The sequence below is a fragment of the Mesorhizobium sp. M4A.F.Ca.ET.020.02.1.1 genome (assembly GCF_004022645.1).
GTDB lineage: Bacteria > Pseudomonadota > Alphaproteobacteria > Rhizobiales > Rhizobiaceae > Mesorhizobium.
The window spans coordinates 1-1,893 of the sequence record NZ_RZOI01000957.1 but is presented as its reverse complement, the minus strand read 5'-3'; the positions used below and the strand labels follow the sequence as shown (position 1 = coordinate 1,893).

The 1,893-nt window shown below is 66.3% G+C and carries 2 protein-coding genes; both read right to left on the bottom strand.

Going from position 1 to position 1,893, the window contains the following annotated elements; all coding sequences use genetic code 11:
• Positions 1-848, bottom strand: an 848-nt coding sequence (locus tag EN742_RS33585) for a substrate-binding domain-containing protein (protein ID WP_128333808.1), incomplete at its 3' end; no start/stop codon positions are given.
• A 78-nt stretch (positions 849-926) separates the two neighbouring features.
• The coding region (locus EN742_RS33580; protein ID WP_148670462.1) for an ABC transporter permease at positions 927-1,893 on the bottom strand (967 nt) is incomplete at its 5' end.

Sequence of the window (1,893 nt, the reverse complement as noted above, 5' to 3'; positions counted from 1 at the left end):
AAGGTCGCCGCCCAGTCGCCCTTGGCGACGGCCTCGATGCCGCCGGCCGGACCGGGCAGGCCGTCGGTGCCGATGATCTTGACGTCCTTGCCGGCGCCCTTGGCAGCCAGCAGCGCGCCGGCCGCCATCATGTCGTTCGAGGCGTAGAGCACCTTGATGTCGGGATGCGCCTGCAGCATGGCGGCAAAGGCGGTCTGGGCTTTATCCGGAACCCAGTCGGCGGCCTGCTCGGCGACGACCTGGATCTTGGCGTTCTCCTTCACGCCGTCCTTGAAGCCGTTGAGGCGCTCCACCGCCGGCGTCGAGCTCGGCAGGCCTTCCAGCACCGCCGTCTCGCCACCGTCGGGCAGCAGCGTCTTTGCGGTGTATTTCCCGGCTTCGAGCGCGATCTTGTAATTGTCGCCGCCGATGAAGGCCGTGTAGTCCTTGCCCGGGTCGCCGACGGTCTTGCGGTCGAGCTCGATCACCGGAATGCCGGCATCCATGGCGCGCTTCACGGCCGGCGTCAGCGGCGCTGCTTCGAAGGGCGAGATCAGCAGGATATCAACCTTCTGGGTGATGAAGTTGTCGACCTGCGAGGTCTGCGTGTTGACGTTGCCGGCGCCGTCGGCGATCTGCAGCGTGAACTGCGGAACGTCCTTGGCCGCGGCCGTCAGTTCGTCATTGACGTGCTGGCGATAGGGTTCGGCGTTGTTGGCCTGCGAAAAGCCGATGACGAACTGACCGTCCTTGGCGCAGGCCTTGACCAGCGGCTCGGCGGCCTGTGCGCTGCCGGCGATACACAGGCCGGCGCCTGCCAGAAGCGCGGCCTTGAGGGCACGCTTCGATCCTCTCAGTGTGGTTTTCATGCTCACTCTCCTCCTCGTCTGGCCGGGGGCGGACAGACCTTTGGTTTCAGTCTCGGGGGTATGCTTGCCGCCGGCCTCCTACCTGCCCAATCCCTCGCGGCGGCGAACGAGGGATTGGAGCACTGCCGCCAGCACGATGATCGCGGCGGTCGCGAGCAGCTGCGTGGCGGGGGTGATGTTGTTGAGCTGAAGGATGTTGGCGAGCGCGCCGAGCATGATGGTGCCGGCGACGGTGCCGACCATCGAGCCGGCGCCGCCGAACAGGCTGGTGCCGCCAATGACGACGGCGGCAATCGCCGTCAGCTCATAGCCCATGCCGTCATTGGCGCTGCCGAAGTTGAACTGGCCGGCATGCACGATGCCGGCAAGTGCGGAGGCAAAGCCGGTGATGGCATAGACCGAGATCTTCACCATCGACACCGGCACGCCGGAAATGCGCGCGGCGCGCTCGTTGCCGCCGACGGCAAAGACGTAGCGGCCGAAACGCGTGGTATTGAGCACCACCGTGGCGATCGCGGCAAAGGCGATGAAGACGATGGTCGCCACCGGCACGGTGTTGTCGAACAGCCGCTCGCCCAGCACCGCGAACACCGGCGGCGCCAGTCCCGGCCCGTCGCCATAGGAGATGTTGATGTACTGGTTGCCGGAAACGATGAGCGCCAGGCCGCGCGCCGCCTGCAGGCCGGCCAGCGTAACGATGAACGGCTCCAGCCGGAAGCGGGTGGAGATGGTGCCCTGCACGATGCCAAAGACGACGCCCATGACGAGCACGGCGAGGATGGTGGCAATGAGGCCGAAGCCGCCGGAGATCATCATGGTCGCGGTCACCACGGCGGAGAGACCGAGCACCGCGCCGACCGAGAGGTCGATGCCGGCGGTGATGATGACGAAGGTCATGCCGATGGCGATGATGCCGGTCTCTGACACGGCGCGCACGATGTTGGCGATGTTGTCGGGGTTGAGGAACAAGATCTCGCCATGGCGCCTGGGCGAGAAGATGACGCCGCCGATCGCCACCAGCACCAGGCCGATCAGGCTCTGGAAG